19 protein-coding genes are annotated in these 16875 nt (G+C 70.5%); 18 read left to right on the top strand and 1 reads right to left on the bottom strand.

All coding sequences use genetic code 11. The features are described from left to right. The first annotated feature begins 9 nt into the window (after positions 1-9). From P3T27_RS17210 to P3T27_RS17145, 14 genes are all read left to right on the top strand, one after another. Positions 10-1350 (top strand): L-fuconate dehydratase, encoded by a 1341-nt coding sequence (locus P3T27_RS17210; RefSeq protein WP_280679250.1) that lies wholly within the window; start codon positions 10-12, stop codon positions 1348-1350. Next, positions 1347-2108, top strand: coding sequence for an SDR family oxidoreductase (locus P3T27_RS17205; RefSeq protein ID WP_280679249.1), 762 nt, complete (start codon positions 1347-1349; stop codon positions 2106-2108). Before P3T27_RS17210 ends, P3T27_RS17205 begins: the two co-directional genes overlap by 4 nt. After that, positions 2105-3103, top strand: a complete 999-nt coding sequence (locus P3T27_RS17200; protein ID WP_280679247.1) for an aldo/keto reductase — start codon at positions 2105-2107, stop codon at positions 3101-3103. The genes P3T27_RS17205 and P3T27_RS17200 overlap by 4 nt, the downstream gene beginning before the upstream one ends. Further along, positions 3103-3843 carry a (Fe-S)-binding protein gene (locus P3T27_RS17195; RefSeq protein WP_280679245.1) on the top strand — a complete coding sequence of 247 codons (741 nt, stop codon included), beginning with the start codon at positions 3103-3105 and terminating at the stop codon, positions 3841-3843. The genes P3T27_RS17200 and P3T27_RS17195 overlap by 1 nt, the downstream gene beginning before the upstream one ends. Continuing rightward, the gene (locus P3T27_RS17190) at positions 3840-5291 is read left to right on the top strand and encodes a LutB/LldF family L-lactate oxidation iron-sulfur protein (RefSeq protein WP_280679243.1); all 1452 of its coding nucleotides are present in this window, start codon (positions 3840-3842) and stop codon (positions 5289-5291) included. Before P3T27_RS17195 ends, P3T27_RS17190 begins: the two co-directional genes overlap by 4 nt. After that, positions 5288-5941: an LUD domain-containing protein gene (locus P3T27_RS17185; RefSeq protein ID WP_280679241.1), complete on the top strand. Its 654-nt coding sequence runs from the start codon at positions 5288-5290 to the stop codon at positions 5939-5941. Before P3T27_RS17190 ends, P3T27_RS17185 begins: the two co-directional genes overlap by 4 nt. Then, positions 5938-6249: an L-rhamnose mutarotase gene (locus P3T27_RS17180; RefSeq protein WP_280679240.1), complete on the top strand. Its 312-nt coding sequence runs from the start codon at positions 5938-5940 to the stop codon at positions 6247-6249. The genes P3T27_RS17185 and P3T27_RS17180 overlap by 4 nt, the downstream gene beginning before the upstream one ends. Continuing rightward, positions 6246-7163 carry an amidohydrolase family protein gene (locus P3T27_RS17175; RefSeq protein WP_280679238.1) on the top strand — a complete coding sequence of 306 codons (918 nt, stop codon included), beginning with the start codon at positions 6246-6248 and terminating at the stop codon, positions 7161-7163. Before P3T27_RS17180 ends, P3T27_RS17175 begins: the two co-directional genes overlap by 4 nt. Before the next feature lie 139 nt (positions 7164-7302). Beyond that, entirely contained in the window at positions 7303-7998 is a 696-nt protein-coding gene (locus P3T27_RS17170; RefSeq protein WP_280679236.1) for a FadR/GntR family transcriptional regulator, read from the top strand. A gap of 133 nt (positions 7999-8131) precedes the next feature. Beyond that, entirely contained in the window at positions 8132-8698 is a 567-nt protein-coding gene (locus tag P3T27_RS17165) for a TetR/AcrR family transcriptional regulator (protein ID WP_280679235.1), read from the top strand. Positions 8699-8844: 146 nt separating this feature from the next. After that, complete coding sequence (locus P3T27_RS17160; RefSeq protein WP_280679232.1) at positions 8845-10311, top strand: MFS transporter; 1467 nt, start codon at positions 8845-8847, stop codon at positions 10309-10311. Positions 10312-10403: 92 nt separating this feature from the next. Continuing rightward, positions 10404-10877 carry an SRPBCC family protein gene (locus P3T27_RS17155; RefSeq protein WP_280679231.1) on the top strand — a complete coding sequence of 158 codons (474 nt, stop codon included), beginning with the start codon at positions 10404-10406 and terminating at the stop codon, positions 10875-10877. A 102-nt stretch (positions 10878-10979) separates the two neighbouring features. Beyond that, positions 10980-12341: a carotenoid oxygenase family protein gene (locus P3T27_RS17150; protein ID WP_280679230.1), complete on the top strand. Its 1362-nt coding sequence runs from the start codon at positions 10980-10982 to the stop codon at positions 12339-12341. A 91-nt stretch (positions 12342-12432) separates the two neighbouring features. Then, positions 12433-13020 carry an SRPBCC family protein gene (locus tag P3T27_RS17145; RefSeq protein ID WP_280679228.1) on the top strand — a complete coding sequence of 196 codons (588 nt, stop codon included), beginning with the start codon at positions 12433-12435 and terminating at the stop codon, positions 13018-13020. A 223-nt stretch (positions 13021-13243) separates the two neighbouring features. Here the strand turns inward: P3T27_RS17145 and tnpA are convergent, their stop codons facing one another. Next, on the bottom strand, positions 13244-13672 hold the full coding sequence (gene tnpA, locus P3T27_RS17140) for an IS200/IS605 family transposase (protein ID WP_280679226.1): 429 nt from the start codon (positions 13670-13672) through the stop codon (positions 13244-13246). A gap of 26 nt (positions 13673-13698) precedes the next feature. Between tnpA and P3T27_RS17135 the strand changes: the two genes are divergently transcribed. The 4 genes from P3T27_RS17135 (at position 13699) to P3T27_RS17120 (ending at position 16863) form a co-directional block, all read left to right on the top strand. Next, entirely contained in the window at positions 13699-14859 is a 1161-nt protein-coding gene (locus P3T27_RS17135; protein ID WP_280679224.1) for a transposase, read from the top strand. 156 nt (positions 14860-15015) lie between these two features. After that, positions 15016-15429: a hypothetical protein gene (locus P3T27_RS17130; protein ID WP_280679222.1), complete on the top strand. Its 414-nt coding sequence runs from the start codon at positions 15016-15018 to the stop codon at positions 15427-15429. 211 nt (positions 15430-15640) lie between these two features. Continuing rightward, complete coding sequence (locus tag P3T27_RS17125) at positions 15641-16360, top strand: site-specific integrase (protein ID WP_280679220.1); 720 nt, start codon at positions 15641-15643, stop codon at positions 16358-16360. Beyond that, positions 16357-16863, top strand: a complete 507-nt coding sequence (locus P3T27_RS17120; protein WP_280679218.1) for a hypothetical protein — start codon at positions 16357-16359, stop codon at positions 16861-16863. Before P3T27_RS17125 ends, P3T27_RS17120 begins: the two co-directional genes overlap by 4 nt. Positions 16864-16875 lie beyond the last annotated feature (12 nt).

Below are 16875 nucleotides of genomic sequence, written 5' to 3'. Positions count from 1 at the left end.
GGCACCACGTTGTCCGCAACCACAGCGCGGATCACGGCCGTCGACACCTACGACATCCGCTTCCCCACCTCGCGGGAGCTGGACGGGTCCGACGCCATGAATCCCGACCCCGACTACTCCGCCGCCTACGTCGTCCTGCGCGCCTCCGCGGGCGGCCACGAGGGCCACGGGTTCACCTTCACCATCGGCCGTGGCAACGACGTCCAGGTCGCCGCCATCGACGCGCTGAGCGAGCACGTCATCGGACGTCCGGTCGCCGAGCTGTGTGCCGACCCCGGTTCCCTGTACCACGACCTGATCGGTGACAGCCAGCTGCGCTGGCTCGGCCCCGAGAAGGGCGTGATGCACATGGCGATCGGAGCCGTCGTCAACGCCGTCTGGGACCTCGCCGCCAAGCGTGCGGGCAAGCCGCTGTGGCAGCTGCTGGCCGACGCCGACCCCGAATGGCTGGTGTCCCAGGTCGACTTCCGCTACATCGCCGACGCGCTGACGCCTGATGAGGCCCTCGACCTGCTGCGCAAGGGCAGACAGGGCGCACCCGGGCGGGCCGCCGAACTCCTGCGCCGCGGCTACCCCGCCTACACCACCTCGCCCGGCTGGCTCGGCTACAGCGACGAGAAGCTCACCCGCCTCGCCAAGGAGGCGGTGGCCGACGGCTTCACCCAGATCAAGCTGAAGGTCGGCGCCGACCTGGCGGACGACGTCCGCCGCTGCCGCGCCGCCCGCGAGGCCGTCGGTCCGGACATCCGGATGGCGATCGACGCCAACCAGCGCTGGAACGTCGCCGAGGCGATCGAGTGGACGAACGCGCTCGCCGAGTTCGACCCCTACTGGATCGAGGAGCCGACCAGCCCGGACGACGTGCTCGGCCACGCCGCCGTCCGGCGCGGTGTCCACCCGGTCAAGGTCGCCACCGGCGAGCACGTGCAGAACCGCATCGTCTTCAAACAGCTGCTCCAGGCCGGCGCCATCGACGTCCTCCAACTGGACTCGGCCCGGGTGGCCGGCGTGAACGAGAACCTCGCCATCCTGCTGCTCGCCGCCAGGTTCGGCGTCCCCGTGTGCCCGCACGCCGGCGGCGTGGGCCTGTGCGAACTCGTCCAGCACCTGTCGATGTTCGACTACGTCGCGCTCTCCGGCACCACCGAGGACCGCGTCATCGAGTACGTCGACCACCTCCACCAGCACTTCCTCGACCCCGTGGTCATCGACGGCGGCCGCTACCGGGCACCCACCGTGCCCGGGTTCTCCGCCACCATGCACCAGGCCGCCATCGACACCTACACCTACCCCGACGGCGCGTTCTGGGCAGCCGACCTGGCCGGCGGCGACAAGGAGGAGCGCTCATGACGACCGACCTCGACGGGCTCACCGCCCTGGTCACCGGCGGTGCCTCCGGCATCGGACTGGCCACCGCCCGGTTGCTCGGCGAACGCGGAGCGGACGTCGCCGTCCTCGACCTCGACCCGAGCAGCGTCCGCGCCCCGCTGCGCGGCTTCACCGCCGACGTCGCCGACGACCGCTCCGTCCGCGAGGCCGTCCAGGCGGCGGCCGAGGCGCTCGGCGGGATCGACATCCTGGTCAACAACGCCGGCATCGGCGCCGCCGGAACCGTGGAGGACAACGCGGACGAGCAGTGGCACCACGTCCTGGACGTCAACGTGCTCGGCATCGTCCGCACCACCCGCGCCGCCCTGCCCCACCTGCGCCGCTCCGCCTCCGCCTCGGTGGTCAACACCTGCTCCATCGCCGCCACGGCCGGACTGCCCCAGCGCGCGCTGTACTCGGCGAGCAAGGGCGCCGTCTACTCGCTCACCCTGGCCATGGCCGCCGACCACGTCCGCGAAGGCATCCGGGTCAACTGCGTCAACCCGGGCACCGTCGACACCCCGTGGGTCGGCCGGCTGCTCGACGCGGCCGACGACCCGGCCGCCGAGCGCTCCGCACTGAACGCCCGCCAGCCCACCGGCCGGCTGGTCACCGCCGAGGAGGTCGCCGCCGCCATCGCCTACCTCGCCTCCCCGGCCGCCGCCAGCGTCACGGGCACCGCGCTCGCCGTCGACGGCGGCATGGCCGGCCTGCGCCTGCGACCGGAGCCACGCCCGTGAAACCGCGCCACAACCCCCTCGGCCGCAGCAGGGCCCAGGTGACCGAACTCGCCTTCGGCGCCGCCGGCATCGGCAACCTGTTCACCCCGGTCACCGACGAACAGGCCGAACAGGCCGTCGCCGCCGCCTGGGAGTCCGGCGTACGGTACTTCGACACCGCCCCGCACTACGGCCTGGGCCTGTCCGAGCGGCGACTCGGCGCCGCCCTGCGCGCGTTCCCCCGGGACCAGTACACGATCTCCACAAAGGTCGGACGCCTGCTGGAGCCGGCCCCCTCCAGCGACGGCGACGACCTGGCCAACGGCTTCGCCGTGCCCGCCACCCACCACCGCGTCTGGGACTTCAGCGCCCAGGGGGTGCGCCGCTCCATCGAGGACAGCCTGGACCGGCTCGGCCTCGACCGGATCGACATCGCCTACCTGCACGACCCCGACGACCACGCCGAACAGGCGCTCACCGAGGCCTACCCGGAACTCGAACGCCTGCGCGCCGAAGGCGTCCTGGGAGCGATCGGCGTCGGCATGAACCAGGCCGGGCTGCCCGCCCGGTTCATCCGCGAGACCGACCTCGACGCCGTCCTGCTGGCCGGCCGCTACAGCCTCCTCGACCAGCGGGGCCTTGCGGAACTGCTGCCCCTGGCCCACCGGCGCGGCGTCGGCGTCGTGATCGGCGGCGTCTTCAACTCCGGCCTGCTCGCCGACCCGCGGCCCGGCGCCACCTTCGACTACACCGCGGCCCCCGCAGACCTGCTCACCAGGGCCACCGACCTCAAGGCCGTCTGCGAGCGGCACGGCGTCCCGCTGCGCGCCGCCGCCCTGAGGTTCCCGTTCGGGCACCCGGCGGTGGCGAGCGTGCTGGTCGGCACCCGCAGCGCCGGCGAGGTCCGGGACGCCGCCACCATGCTCGACCACCCCGTTCCGGCGGCGCTCTGGGCCGAGCTCAAGCACCGCGGACTGCTGCCCGCGGACGTCCCGACCCCCGGGGAGGTGAGCTGATGCGCATCGCCCTGTTCATCACCTGCTTCAACGACACCCTCTTCCCTGACACCGGCCGCGCGGTGGTGACCGTGCTGGAGCGGCTCGGCCACCGGGTCGAGTTCCCCCAGGAACAGACCTGCTGCGGTCAGATGCACTTCAACACCGGCTACCGCCCCGACGCCGTCCCGCTGGTGACCCGCTTCGCCCGGGCCTTCGCCGACTACGACGCCGTGGTCACGCCGTCCGCCTCCTGCGCCGGGATGGTCCGTGACAACCACCCCCTGCTCGCCGAACGGCACGGCACCGCCTCGCTCCTCCAACAGGTCACCGAACTGGTGCCCCGGGTGTACGAGTTCACCGAGTTCCTGACCGACGTTCTCGGCGTCACGGACGTCGGTGCCCGCTTCCCGCACCGCGTCGTCTACCACCCGACCTGCCACTCCCTGCGCGGCCTGCGTCTCGGCGATCGCCCGGACCGGCTGCTGCGCGCCGTCGAGGACATCGACCTGGTCGACCTGCCCGCGGCCGACTCCTGCTGCGGCTTCGGCGGCACCTTCGCCGTGAAGAACGCCGACACCTCCGCCGCGATGCTCGCCGACAAGAACGCCGCCGTGCTGGACAGCGGAGCCGAGGTCCTGTGCGCCGCCGACAACTCCTGCCTGATGCACATCGGCGGCGGACTGTCCCGTCAGGGCGCGACAGTGCGGACCCTGCACCTGGCCGAGATCCTCGCCGCCACCGAAGGAACCGCACGATGAGCAAGCCCGGCAGCCGTGGCGTCGTCTGGCTCGGCTCCCCGTCCTTTCCCGACGCCGCCCGCGAGGCGCTCGGCAACACCCGGCTGCGCGCCAATCTGAAACGCGCCACCACCACCATCCGCGACAAGCGGCTCGCCGTCGCCTCCGAGTTGGACGACTGGGAGCAACTGCGCGACGCCGCCACCGCGATCAAGAACCGCACCGCACGCCACCTCGACCGCTACCTCGTCCAGCTGGAGGCCGCCGTCACCGCCGCGGGCGGCACCGTGCACTGGGCCTCGGACGCCGCCGAGGCCAACCGCATCGTCACCGAACTCGTGCAGGCCACCGGCGAACGCGAGGTCGTGAAGATCAAGTCCATGGCGACTCAGGAGATCGGCCTCAACGAGGCCCTCGCCGAAGCCGGCATCACCGCCTACGAGACGGACCTCGCCGAACTCATCGTCCAGCTCGGCGACGACCGCCCCTCCCACATCCTCGTCCCCGCGATCCACCGCAACCGGACCGAGATCCGCGACCTCTTCACCGCCGAAATGGCCCACTGGGGGCAGCCCGCACCGGAGAACCTCGGCGACGACCCGCGTGAACTCGCCGAAGCAGCCCGCCTGCACCTGAGGGAGAAGTTCCTCACCGCCAAGGTGGCCGTCTCGGGCGCCAACTTCGCCGTCGCCGACACCGGCACGGTCGTCGTCGTGGAGTCCGAGGGCAACGGCCGGATGTGCCTCACGCTGCCCGAGACGCTGATCACCGTCATGGGCATCGAGAAGACCGTCCCCTCCTGGTCGGACCTGGAGGTCTTCCTCCAGCTGCTGCCCCGCTCCTCCACCGGTGAGCGGATGAACCCCTACACCTCCACCTGGACCGGCACCACCGACGGCGACGGCCCCAGGGAGTTCCACCTGGTGCTGCTCGACAACGGCCGCACCGACACCCTCGCCGACGAGGTCGGACGGCAGGTACTCGGCTGCATCCGCTGCTCGGCCTGCCTCAACGTCTGCCCCGTCTTCGAGCGCACCGGCGGCCACGCCTACGGCTCGGTCTACCCCGGACCGATCGGCGCCGTCCTCACCCCGCAACTGGTCGGCGTGGAGAACGCGGCGTCCCTGCCGTTCGCCTCCACTCTGTGCGGCGCCTGCTACGACGCCTGCCCGGTGAAGATCGACATCCCGGAGGTGCTGGCCCACCTGCGGGCCAAGGCCGTCGAGCGCAAGCCGAGGGGAGCTGAGGCGCTGGCCATGAAGGCCGCTGCCACCGTCCTCGACTCCCCGCGCCTGCTCTCCGCGGCCCAGAAGGCCGCCGCGCTCGGCGGCAGGGCCCTCGCCAGGGAGGGGCGGATCGGCCGGCTGCCGGGCCCGCTGCACGGATGGTCCGACACCCGCGACACCCCCGCACCTCCGGCAGAGTCCTTCCGCAGCTGGTGGCGCAAGAACAGGGAAGGTGAACGATGAGCAGCCGTGAGGCGGTTCTCGGCCGCATCCGGGCGGCGCTCGCCGACGTCCCCGCCGACGAACGGCCCGACGACGTCCCCGTACCCCGGACCTACCGCCGCAGCCACACCGAGCCGGGCGAGGACATCGTCGCCCTGTTCGCCGAGCGGGTCGCCGACTACCGCGCGAACGTCACCCGCACCGACCAGGCGGGCCTGCCGGCCGCCATCGCCGCCGCGCTCACCGCATCCGGGGCGAGCAACCTGGCACTGCCCAGCGGCTTTCCCGTCGAGCTGCTGCCGCCCGGCGACTGGCAGTGGCACCCGGAACCGCTGGACGTCCAGGCCCTGAACGCCTTGGACGGCGCCTGCACCCTCGCCGCCGCCGGCATCGCCGTCACCGGGACCATCGTCCTCGACGCCGGCCCGGGCCAGGGCCGCCGCGCCCTCACCCTCGTACCCGACTACCATCTGTGCGTCATCCGCGCCGGACAGATCGCCGCCGACGTCCCCGACGCCCTCGCCCGCCTCGACCCCATGCTGCCGCTGACCTTCATCTCGGGACCCTCTGCCACCAGCGACATCGAACTCGACCGCGTCGAGGGCGTGCACGGCCCCCGCACCCTGCATGTCGTCATCGTCGACCACCCCACCCACCCGGAGCAGCCATGAGAGTCGCCCTGCACACCCGCCTCCGCCCGGACCGGATCGCCGAGTACGAGGCCGCCCACCGGGACGTGCCCGCCGAACTCGTCGCAGCCATCCGGGCTGCCGGCGCCACCTCGTGGACGATCTGGCGCAGCGGTTGCGAGCTGTTCCACCTGCTGGAGTGCGAGGACTACGCCCGGCTCCTCGCCGAACTGGAGCACCTCCCGGCCAACATCGCCTGGCAGGAGAGGATGGGCGAACTGCTCAACATCAGCCACGACTACTCGAACGCCGGCGCCGGGGCCGGGCTCCCGACCGTGTGGGAACTGTGACCGGACGTCAGATCGTCGACGCGCACCACCACGTCTGGGACCTCGACACGCGGCCGCAGCCCTGGATCAGCGGCGAGGCCCTCGCTCCACTGGCCCGCTCCTTCACCGCCGTCGACCTCGCCCCCGAAGCGGCGGAGGCCGGAGTGGTCGCCACGGTCGTCGTGCAGACCGTCTGCGTCCCCGAGGAGACCCCCGAACTGCTGGCGCTGGCCGACGGCAGCGACCTGATCGCGGGCGTCGTCGGCTGGACCGACCTCACCGCCCCCGGCGTTGCCGACGCGATCGCCGCCCTGCGTGAACTCCCCGGCGGGGAACGGCTGGTGGGCATCAGGCACCAGGTCCAGGAGGAACCCGACCCCGAGTGGCTGCTGCGCCCCGACGTCCAGCGCGGCCTGCTCGCCGTCGCCGAGGCCGGTCTCGCCTACGACCTCGTCGTCAAGCCGCACCAGCTGCCCGCCGCCGCCCTCGCGGCCGCCCGGCTCACCGGCCTGACGTTCGTCCTCGACCACCTCGGCAAGCCCCCGATCGCCGACGGCACGCTCGCCCCCTGGGCAGCGGACCTGCGCCGCCTGGCCGCGCTGCCCAACACCGTGGGAAAGCTTTCCGGCCTGGTGACCGAGGCCGCCCCCGGCCGGTGGCGGACGGCGGACCTCAGGCCCTCCGCCGACACCGCCCTGGAGGCCTTCGGCCCGCAACGGCTCCTCTTCGGTTCCGACTGGCCGGTGTGCACCCTGGAGGCCGGCTACGCCGAGGTCACCCGGATCACCCGGTACCTCGTGGACGGGCTCAGCGCGGGGGAGAAGGACGCGGTGTTCCGGCACAACGCGGTCCGTGTGTACGGGCTCGGCGCCCCGCGCCGGCCTGCGCAGGGACGTGCCGGCCCGCCGGGACCGCAACCGACCCGGACGACGTAGGGCCTGCCCGGGGCGGCCGTCGCATGGACGGCCTCCTGTGGATCGTGCCGGCTGGCCTTGACCTGTCGCGATCAAGGCCAGCTCCGGGTGGGTGCCGGGGAGACTATGCTGCAGGGATCAGGACCAGGGAGGCAGCGGCGTGCCAGTCACCGACTCGGCGATCGAGAAGATCAAAGCCATGATCGTCAGTGGTGAGCTGCGCCCTGGTTCGCGACTCCCCAAGGAGGCCGACCTGGCCGAGCGGCTCGGTCTGTCGCGCAACTCCCTGCGTGAGGCGGTGAAGGCCCTCTCGCTCATCCGGGTGCTCGACGTACGTCAGGGAGACGGCACGTACGTGACGAGTCTGGAGCCCAACCTGCTGCTGGACGCGCTGGGCTTCGTCGTCGACTTCCACCAGGACGACTCGGTGCTGGAGTTCCTGGAGGTCCGCCGCATTCTGGAGCCCGCCGCCGCAGCCATGGCCGCCCGAGTGATGCCGGACGAGGACATCGCCGCGCTCGGAGAGGTCCTGGAGAGCCTGAGTGACGACGCCTCCCTGCAAGAGCTGATCGACAACGACCTCGAGTTCCACCACAGGATCGCGGTTGGTTCGGGCAACACCGTCCTGTGCTCGTTCGTCGACGGCCTGTCCGGCCCGACCGCCCGGGCGAGGATCTGGCGCGGGCTGACCGAGGAAGGCGCGGTCGACCGGACCCGCCAGCAGCACCGCGCCATCCTCGACGCCATCGCCCACCGCCGCCCCGATGTCGCGCACGCCTGGGCGACGGTGCACGTGGCAGGCGTCGAGCAGTGGCTGCGGGACACCCTCGGCGCAGCCGGATCCTCGCTCGGCTGAACCGGGGCGAGGGCTTCAAGGGGCGCGACCTCCGCGTAGGCGGGGCGGATGTACGGGATGCATTCGACGCAGTCGGCAAAGTCGACCGCGAAGAGGTGTTGACGGCCAAAAGTGTGAGTGGTTGAATACTCATATGAGCAAGGAACGAACCCGCCAGTTGTCCACCGCGGAGGAGCGCCGCGAGACGGTGCTGCGCACCGCCATCGGCGCCTTCGCGGCGCGTGGCTACTGGGGCACCACCACCACCGAAGTGGCCAAGGCGGCCGGCATCTCCCAGGCGTACGTCTACCGGCTCTTCCCCAGCAAGGAGTTGCTGTTCGCGGCCGTGGTCGAGCACTGCTTCGTCCAGGTGCGAGCCAGTCTGGAGAGTGCCGTGGCCGAGGCCCCGGGCAGCTCGCCGGAGGTGGTGCTGGGGGCCATGGGTGATGGGTATGCCCGGCTGATCAGCAACAACGACCTCATGCTGATCCAATTGCACGCCCAGGCGGCGGCCGTCTCCGAGCCTGCCGTGCGCGAGGTGGTCCGCCGGGGTTATGCCCGCCTGGTGGAGTATGTGCGCGGTGCTTCCGGTGGCAGTGAGGAGCAGGTCCAGCAGTTCTTCGCTGTCGGCATGCTCTGTCACCTGATCGTCTCGCTGGGCGCGGACGAATCGGACGGGCCCTGGATGCGGACGCTGTCGGCGGGCGTCACCCACTACTGAGGAGGGGCGGCGGGGTACGGCCCCGCATCTTCTCGGTTCAGGAAAATGAGTGGTCAGCCACTCATGTTTTTCGCTCAAGAGAGTGAGTGGTTAGCCACTCAATATTGATCGCCAACCGACATCAGTCAAGGAAGGAGCCAGGTGCCATGGACGCCCTGCTCACCCCGCCCGCTTCGCCCACCGCTCAGAACTCCTCGCCCCATCCGCGCCGCTGGGCCGCCCTGGCCGTGCTCGCGGTCGCCCAGTTCATGGTCGTGCTCGACTCGTCGATCGTGAACATCGCCCTGCCGGACATCGGCACCGGCCTGCACATGTCGGCGCCCTCGCTCTCCTGGGTGGTCACCGCCTATGTGCTCACCTTCGGCGGACTGCTCATGCTCGGCGGCCGGATCGCCGACCTCCGCGGCCGGCGCTCGACCTTCCTGACCGGCCTGGTCGGCTTCGCCACCGCCTCGGCGGTCGCCGGCTTCGCCTCCTCGGCAGGCATGCTGATCGCCGCCCGTGCCGTCCAGGGATCGGCGGCGGCGCTGATGTCACCGGCCGCCCTCTCCCTGGTCACCACCCTGTTCGCCGGCAGCGAGCGGCCCAAGGCGCTCGGGGTGTGGGGAGCGGTCGCCGGCAGCGGCGGCGCGGCGGGCGTGCTCCTGGGCGGCGTACTCACCGGCACGCTCGGCTGGCCCGCGATCTTCTTCGTCAACCTCCCCGTCGCGGCGGTCGTGGCCGCAGGCGCCCTGCGGTACGTGCCCCGGAGCTCCGGGACCGGTGGGCGGGTCGACCTCCCCGGGGCGGCCACCCTCACCGCGGGACTCGGGCTGATCGTCTACGGCCTCTCGCAGAGCCACGACAGCGGGTTCGGCTCATCCCTGGTCCTGTCCGCGCTCGGTCTCGGTGCAGTCCTGCTGGCAGCCTTCGTCGCGACAGAGCGGGCGGTCGCCCAACCCCTGGTGCCGCTGCGGATCTTCCGGCTGCGCACCGTCACCTCGGCCAACGCCGTCATGGCGGCGGTCGGCGCGACCACCGTCGGCCTGTTCTTCTTCCTCTCCCTCTACCTGCAGCGGGTCCTCCACTACACGCCGCTCAAGGCCGGACTCAGCCAACTGCCCCTCGCCCTGACGATCACCGCAGCCGCCTGGCTCGCGCCGCGGCTCGCGGCCCGCACCGGCGTCAAGACCGTCCTGGTCACCGGGCCACTGCTGCTCACCGCCGGACTCGGCTGGTTCTCCACCGCCTCCGTCCACGGCACCTACGCCGGCGACGTCCTCGGGCCCGCGCTCCTGGTCGGAGCGGGACTGGGCCTGTCCTTCGTCAGCATCAACGTCACCGCCGCCGCCAAGGTCGCACCGAGTGACGCCGGCCTGGCCGGGGGGCTGATCAACACCACCCAGCAGGTCGGCGGAGCCATCGGGCTCGCCCTGCTGAGCGCCATCGCCACCAGTCGCACCGCAACGGCCGGCCCGACCCTCGCCTCGGTCAACAGCGGCTACCAGGCAGCCTTCCTCACCGCGGCGGCCATCGCCGCTGCCGCCGCCCTCCTGGCGGGCCTCATCGCCCCCCGCACCAGCCCCCGCACCAGCTTGCCCGCACCGGGGAGCCCGACCGGCCGCACCCGCTGAGGGCCTTGCTCCCCGAGCCCTGACTTTCCAGCCAAGCCCTGACCCTCCATCGAAGCCCTGACCCTCCATCCCGAGCCACGAAGGACATCGCCATGAACGCCAACACCCCGCAGTCCCACCCCGCCGTGTTCACCATCGACGAGACCGCCCCCGTCGTCGTCCGCCTGTCCACCGTGATCGACGCCCCGCTGGAGACGGTGTGGGCCCTGCACACCGACATCGATTCCTGGGCCGACTGGAACGCCGACGTCGACCAGGCCCAGCTCGACGGCCCGCTGCAGCCCGGCAACTCCTTCCACTGGAAGACCCACGGCCTGGACATCACCTCCACCGTCCGCGAGATCGTCCCCGGCGAGCGGCTGGTGTGGGGCGGGCCCGCCAACGGCATCGACGGCGTCCACGTGTGGACCTTCGAGCAGACCGGCGGCCAGGTCACCGTCCGCACCGAGGAGTCCTGGAGCGGCGCCCCCGTCGACGCCGCTGCCGAGGAACTCGGCCAGGCCCTGCAGCACTCGCTGACCACCTGGCTGGCGAGCCTCAAGTCCCGTGCCGAGCAGCAGAGCTGACGCACGTCAAGCCGGATCGGCACATCACCGTACGAACCATCCGAATCGCACGAACCATCCGAACCATCCGAACCATCCGAACCGACAAGAGAGGCACCTGTCATGACCAGCAAGCCCTACCTGACCGGCCACTACACCCCCGCGGTCGACGAGATCACCGCCACCGGCCTCACCGTCGAGGGCACCCTGCCGCCGGAGCTGACCGGCCGGCTGATCCGCAACAGCCACAACCCCAAGCCCGGCGTCACCCCCACGCACTGGTTCAAGGGCAGCGGCATGGTCCACGGCATCCGCCTGCGCGACGGCCGGGCCGAGTGGTACCGCAACCGCTGGGTGCACACCCCCGCCCTCGACGGCGCCCCCTACCTGACCGACCAGGGCCCCGACCTGACTGCCAGCACGGCCGGCACCCACGTCATCGAGCACGCCGGACGCCTGCTGGCCCTGTGCGAGGCCAACTTCCCCTTCGAGCTCACCCCGGAGCTGGAGACCGTCGGCGCCTACGACTTCGACGGCAAGTTGCGCAGCGCGATGACCGCGCACCCGAAGTCCGACCCGGTCACCGGCGAGCTGCACTTCTTCGGCTCCTCGCCGTTCCCGCCGTACCTGGTGTACTACGTCGCCGACGCCACCGGCCAGGTCACCCACAGCTTCGAGGTGCCGGGGGCCACCGCCTCCCTCAAGCACGACTTCGCGATCACCCGCAACCACGTCGTCTTCGTCGAGGGCACCGTCACCTTCGACCCGACCGAGCACTCCGGCATCCCCTACGGCTGGAACGATGCCCAGCCGGCCCGCATCGGCGTCATGCCCCGCAGCCCGCAGGGCGCCGGAAAGATCCGCTGGTTCGCCATCGAGCCGGGCAACATGCTGCACGCCGCCAACGCCTACGAGGACTCCCAGGGCCGCATCGTGCTGGAGGGCCCGACCGTGGACCGCGAGGGCTTCCAGCTCTCCTGGAACTGGTGGATCGGTGCCCCCGGGCGCGGAACCGAGCCCAACACTCGCTCCTACACCCGTCGCTGGGTCGTCGACCTGGCCGCGGGGAGCGTCGACGAACAGATCATCGACGACCTCGCGGTCGAGTTCCCCACCCTCAACGAGGACTTCCTCGGCGCCGAGCACCGCTACCAGTACGCCGTGTCCTTCCCCGACCAGGACGGCTTCGGCGGCTACGGCGTCGTCAAGTACGACCGCACCACCGGCGCCCGCCGCATCCACCAGGCCGGTGACGCCCGCCTGCCCAGCGAGGCCGTCTTCGTCCCCGCCGCCGGCGCCACCCGGGAGGACGACGGCTACCTGCTCACCGTCGTCTCCGACCTCAAGCAGGACGCCTCCCAACTCCTGGTCCTGGACGCCGCCGACCTCGGCCGGGTCGCCACCGTGCACCTGCCGCGCCGGGTCGCCGGCGGCATCCACGGCTCCTGGATCGCCGACACCGACCTCGACGACACCCGCAGCTGAACCAGCACACCTCCCCGGCGACACGCCCGCAGCCCGTCCCCGGGGGCCCGGCCCGAACCCCACGCCACCTGCCATCCGAAAGGCCACCACCATGCGCACGCTCGCCGCAGCGACGCTCGCCGCCACCACCGCGCTCGTCCTCATGACCTCCGGCACCGGCGCCTACGCCGCCGCCGACGACCAGCCCGCCACCCCCGCCACCGTCCTGGCCGCCCACTGCGGCGACGCGCGAATCGACGCGACCGCGCCGGTCATCACTCGCGAGAACATCCTCATCCACGGGCCCCTGCGCACCATCTGGAAGATCCAGACCGACGTCGAGAAGTGGCCCACCTGGCAGCCCGACGTCGTCACGGTCGTCCAGGACACCCCCGGCCCGCTGCGCCCCGGCTCCGTGTTCCGCTGGACCACCCAGGGGCTGAACATCACCTCCACCGTCAAGAAGGTCGAGCACGACAGGTGTCTGGCCTGGGGCGGCCCGGCCCAGGGCATCACCGCGATCCACGTGTGGACCTTCACCCCGACCCGCGACGGAGTCCTCGTCCACACCGAGGAGTCCTGGACCGGAGCGCCCGTCGACGCCGACCAGGCAGTCCTGCAAGCCGCCCTCGACAACTCCCTCCACAACTGGGTCGACAACCTCAAGCACGAGGCGGAGGCCCAGGCCGCCGCCCAGTAGCCCGCCTCGACACATAGCCCGCGACTGCTTCCGGACCAGGCATCAGGTCCGGAAGCAGTCGCGTCTCCGGACGGAGTGCCCCCGACCGGGTGGGGCATGGCCGAACGGGCCGCAGGCCATGCCCGGAACGACTCCGAGCCGAACGGATTCAGCAACGTCTTGCGAGGAACCCTGGGCGTTTACGCCCGGGAGGAATCGCATCCTCTGCGTCCGGTCGTGACGGTCAGTCTGGCCGCTTCTGGTTCTCGATGTATTCCTTGACGATGCTGAGCGGTGCGCCTCCGCATGATGCGGCGAAGTAGGACGGTGACCAGAAGTGCGCGCCCCACAGGTACTTACGGATGTGGTCGGGGAACTCCTGGCGCAGGCGTCGAGCGGAGACCCCCTTGAGTGATCCGACCAGCTTGGACAGGGCAACCTTCGGCGGGTACTGCACCAGGAGGTGCACGTGGTCACGTTCTCCGTTGAACTCGACCAGCTCGGTTTCGAAGTCGGCGCAGACGCTGCGCATGACCTCTTCGCACCGCCGAAGGATCTCGTCGGTGAACGGGCCGCGCCGGTATTTGGGCGTGAAGACCAAGTGGGCGTGGAGGGCGTGGGCGACGGTGCGGCCCTTGCGGATATTGGGGTTTGACTCCCATCGTGGTGACATAGATCAACTGTAGTACGCTGTCCGTCATGAAGATCGTGACGCAGGTCAAACTGATGCCGGAGGCCGACCAGGCCGCCGCGTTGTCAGCGACCTTGGGCACGGTCAACGAGGCGGCCAACTGGGTGTCCACAGTGGCGTTCGAGCGTGGGGTGCCGCGTGAGTACGAGCTGCGCAAGCACACTTACCCGGAGTTGAAGGCGTGGGGGCTGGGGGCGCAGGCGGCACAGCATGTGATCAAGAAGACCCGTGACGCCTACACCACGTTGAAGGCGAACATCAAGGCCGGGAATCTGGGCAAGCCGGGTTCGAAGCGACGGGTCAGGGCGGAGTCCAAGCCCATCGTCTTCCGGCCGGAGGCCGCGCAGCCGTATGACGACCGGTGCCTGTCGTGGCAGTACGACGCGGGGACGGTGTCGGTTTGGACCACCGCCGGGCGGCTCAAGAACGTTCGCTTCGTCTGCTCGTCGGACGCTCTCAAGATGCTCCGCGAGCACCGCAAGGGCGAGTCCGATCTCATCCGGCGTGACGGCGTGTTCTATCTGATCGCCGTATGTGACATCCCCGAGACCCCGTTCAACGAGGACCCTGCCGGGTTCGTCGGCGTGGACCTGGGGATCGTCAACATCGCCACCACGTCCACCGGCTACCGGGCCGCCGGGCGTGGACTGAACCGGCACCGCAAGCGGCAGCTCGACCTGCGGAAGAAGTTGCAGGCCAAGGGCACCAAGTCTGCCAAGCGCCTGCTGAAGAAGCGGAACCGGCGCGAGCAGCGCCACGCCGCGAACGTCAACCACATCGTCTCGAAGACCATCGTCACCGCCGCTGAACGCACCGGCCACGGCATTGCCCTCGAAGACCTGGGCGGCATCCGGGACCGGGTACGGCTCCGCAAGGACCAGCGGACACAACTGCACTCGTGGAGCTTTCACCAGCTCGGCCGGTTCATCGCCTACAAGGCGAAGCGGGACGGAGTGCCGCTGGTGCACGTCGATCCGGCGTACACCAGCCGGCAATGCTCCGAGTGCGGCCACATCGACCGGAAGAACCGAATCGATCAAGCAACATTCGCGTGCCGGGCCTGCGGGACCGTGCTGAACGCGGACGACAACGCGTCCCACAACATCGCCCGCAAGGGCGAGACCGTGTGGACCGCGGGGCGTGAGTCACGCGTCCCAGCACCCGTATAGGCGCTCAGACGGAGGAGGCCACGCGACAGCCAGCCGCGCCCTACCTCCAAGCCCGGTCCTTCAGGGCCGGGTCAAGTTGACTACCTCCGTCGGCAGATCGCAGCCCTGCCCCGCTGACCTCTCGGCCCGGTGGGGGCTTCCTGGCATCATCCCGGCATGGCCCCAGCTCTGCCCCGCACCGTCCGAGCCGTCGACACCGACCAGCTCCTCGCCTTGGAACAGGAGGCCGCCACATGCGGCTTCAGCCAGCGGCTCCCGGTCGACTGGCTCCAAGAGCACCTCTCCGCAGAGGCGACGCACTACCTCGTCCCCACACTCGTGCACCGGCTCAGCCACCGTCCCGAAGTGTCGCCACAGTGGAGGTGTCAGCTGCTGCTGACCGTCAGGACTGGCGAACAGATCTGGGGTCTCCTCGACGTCCTTCCCGGCACCTTCGACAAGATCCCGGAGACCTTGGACGCGGCGGCCAAGAAGGACATCGTCAGCCGCATCGAGCGAGCCGTGACCCAGCGCGAGTGGGCAGAGCGGACGGCTGCTGATGCCGGTCCTGAAGAAATGCCACGGAACTGAGACACGGGCACCTGGACCTGGGCTGAGACAGCCCAGAAACCCGCTGGTCAGGGCTGTTGTCTATGACACGAGCCGCGAGATCCTACACGCGATGTCGCTCGTCGGGGTCTTGAGCAGCAGCGTTGCCGGCGGGCCAGGCGACGAAGTTCTCTGGACAGTTCGCCCCTCCAGGTGACTGTATGTACCGCATTGCGTGCGTAGGGTTCCAGTCGTGCGAGTGGTGAAGGTGCCCGATGCGGCAGCGGGCCAGCCCCAGGGACGGCTTGTCGATGCGTCCGGCGAGCCGGTGGTTGAAGTCGAGGAGTTCTTGCGGTTGTTGACGGTGCGGGCGTACTCGCCGAACACCGTCCGGGCCTACGCTCACGATCTGCAAAAGCTCTACCTGTTCTGCGAGGATCGCGAGATTGGGGCGGCCGGGTTCACGCCAGCCCGAGCTGTGGAGTTCCTGGGGTTGCGGTTGGAGGACATCTCCTACGGCCAGTGCCGGGTGACCGTCCGCAAGCGGTTCGATCACCCACGTGGAGTGCAGCAGAAGTCCCGTCGGGACCGCGTGGTCGACCTTCACGAAGGACGGGCCCTGGCAGCTCTCAACGCCTACATGATGCGTGAACGGCCGTCCGATGCGGACAGCCCCTGGGCCTTTCTCGTCGGGGGCCGGGGCAAGCATCGGGGCGAACCGCTGAGCTATGACGCGCTGGTGCGGATGTTCGCCCGGGCCGCGCAGCGGGCCGGAGTGCGAGATGCCCGGTTGACGCCGCACAGCCTGCGGCACACCCACGCCACCAGGATGTTCGAGGGCGGCATGCGGGAGCTGACGCTGATGACGCGGCTCGGGCACGCGACGCCGGACTCGATGAAGGTCTACACCCGGGGCAGCGATCCCGAGGTCGTCAAGGACTATCGCCAGGCAATTGGAGAGCAGGACACGTGAGCACGAACGCCCCGTTGCGAGCGGCCTCATCGCCTCTCACCCTCGCACCCGGGATCCCCCGGCACTGCCCGGATGCGGAGTACACGGCGTTCGTCGCCGCACTGCCGACCAGCGACCGGTGGCGCCGCAAACACGCCCAGTTCCACCTGCGGTTTGTGCGCACCCATCCGGACCTGCACACCTGGTTCGCGCTGCCACTCCGCGACCGCCTGGGCTGGCGCAACGGAGAGGGGCAGAATCAGCGGTGCGCCCCGGAGCCCGGCTTTGACGCGACCACGGCATGGATCAACTTCAACGCCCGCCACTACCTGACCTACCTCGCGCTCACCGGCCGTCTGCGCATGGACTGGGGGTGGCTGCTGGGCATCGGCGTACTCAAACCGTTCCTCGTCACCGACCAGCTCCAACTGCCGCTGCGCGACCGGACCGAGGACCTTCGCAACTGTCTCCTTGCGCTCGGACACGCCCGCGACGACGCGGCCTTCCGGTCCCCTGGGGCCTGATCCGACTGGTGA

It is taken from the genome of Kitasatospora sp. MAA19 (assembly GCF_029894125.1).
GTDB lineage: Bacteria > Actinomycetota > Actinomycetes > Streptomycetales > Streptomycetaceae > Kitasatospora.
The sequence above is the reverse complement of the archived record's forward strand: the minus strand, read 5'-3'. Positions and strand labels throughout refer to the sequence as shown.

Excerpts from the sequence above, each read along its gene's own strand:
- P3T27_RS17155 (WP_280679231.1), top strand. The coding sequence starts at position 10,404 with ATGAACGCCAACACCCCGCAGTCCCACCCCGCCGTGTTCACCATCGAC.
- P3T27_RS17195 (WP_280679245.1), top strand. The coding sequence starts at position 3,103 with ATGCGCATCGCCCTGTTCATCACCTGCTTCAACGACACCCTCTTCCCT.
- P3T27_RS17185 (WP_280679241.1), top strand. The coding sequence starts at position 5,288 with ATGAGCAGCCGTGAGGCGGTTCTCGGCCGCATCCGGGCGGCGCTCGCC.
- P3T27_RS17180 (WP_280679240.1), top strand. The coding sequence starts at position 5,938 with ATGAGAGTCGCCCTGCACACCCGCCTCCGCCCGGACCGGATCGCCGAG.
- P3T27_RS17130 (WP_280679222.1), top strand. The coding sequence starts at position 15,016 with ATGGCCCCAGCTCTGCCCCGCACCGTCCGAGCCGTCGACACCGACCAG.
- P3T27_RS17150 (WP_280679230.1), top strand. The coding sequence starts at position 10,980 with ATGACCAGCAAGCCCTACCTGACCGGCCACTACACCCCCGCGGTCGAC.
- P3T27_RS17145 (WP_280679228.1), top strand. The coding sequence starts at position 12,433 with ATGCGCACGCTCGCCGCAGCGACGCTCGCCGCCACCACCGCGCTCGTC.
- P3T27_RS17165 (WP_280679235.1), top strand. The coding sequence starts at position 8,132 with ATGAGCAAGGAACGAACCCGCCAGTTGTCCACCGCGGAGGAGCGCCGC.
- P3T27_RS17135 (WP_280679224.1), top strand. The coding sequence starts at position 13,699 with ATGAAGATCGTGACGCAGGTCAAACTGATGCCGGAGGCCGACCAGGCC.
- P3T27_RS17190 (WP_280679243.1), top strand. The coding sequence starts at position 3,840 with ATGAGCAAGCCCGGCAGCCGTGGCGTCGTCTGGCTCGGCTCCCCGTCC.
- P3T27_RS17205 (WP_280679249.1), top strand. The coding sequence starts at position 1,347 with ATGACGACCGACCTCGACGGGCTCACCGCCCTGGTCACCGGCGGTGCC.
- P3T27_RS17160 (WP_280679232.1), top strand. The coding sequence starts at position 8,845 with ATGGACGCCCTGCTCACCCCGCCCGCTTCGCCCACCGCTCAGAACTCC.
- tnpA (WP_280679226.1), bottom strand. The coding sequence starts at position 13,672 with ATGTCACCACGATGGGAGTCAAACCCCAATATCCGCAAGGGCCGCACC.